This is a genomic window from Neisseria sp. P0021.S007 (genome assembly GCF_051956855.1).
Genome location: NZ_JBQCXA010000602.1, coordinates 1 through 659, shown reverse-complemented (window position 1 = coordinate 659; position 659 = coordinate 1). Strand labels below are relative to the sequence as shown.

Genomic DNA, 659 nt, shown 5'->3' with positions numbered 1-659 from the left:
TTCTAAAGCAAAGCCCACCAAGTGAAACAGCGTAATCGATTTCACTTCATCCCAAGTTTCCAGCTTGAAATACAGCATGGCTGCTTGTACGGAGATGGCAAAAATCAGCAGCAGGTCATAGCGCGAAATCCCTAACCAGCCTGTTTTTGGGATGAGGAACATGGCAATGAAAAACAAGCCTGCAAATAAGCAGGCTCGTGCTTCTTTCAAACCGAAGAACCAAAATTCAACGATAAAGCGTCGCCAACCATGCAAATCCTTGCGTTTGGGATGCTCAGTCAGCCAAGTATCCAGTTTTCCCAACATATTTTCAGACGGCCTCTTTATCTTGATAATGTTTTAGGCAGACTGAATTGGAATGACACGGTTTTGCTTACGTTTTGCGCCACCTTCGCAATAGTTGGTTTTGACATAATCTTCAACGATTTGTAAAAACTCGGCAGCGATATTGTCACCTTTGAGGGTCACTTTGCGTTCACCGTCTACATAAACCGGTGCAATCGGAGTTTCGCCTGTACCGGGCAGGCTGATACCGATATCGGCAAGCTTGCTTTCGCCCGGGCCATTGACTACGCAACCCATTACGGCAACGTTCAATGATTCAACGCCTGGATACTCAGTGCGCCAAATAGTCATTTTTTGGCGTAAATAGTTTTGTA

The 659-nt window shown here is 45.4% G+C and carries 2 protein-coding genes; both read right to left on the bottom strand.

Going from position 1 to position 659, the window contains the following annotated elements:
- A partial coding sequence (locus tag ACTHUR_RS14890; protein ID WP_440399369.1) for a DUF817 family protein occupies positions 1–306 on the bottom strand: 306 nt, incomplete at its 3' end.
- A gap of 33 nt (positions 307–339) precedes the next feature.
- Positions 340–659: flavodoxin-dependent (E)-4-hydroxy-3-methylbut-2-enyl-diphosphate synthase (locus ACTHUR_RS14885; protein WP_440399367.1), on the bottom strand; the 320-nt coding region annotated here is incomplete at its 5' end.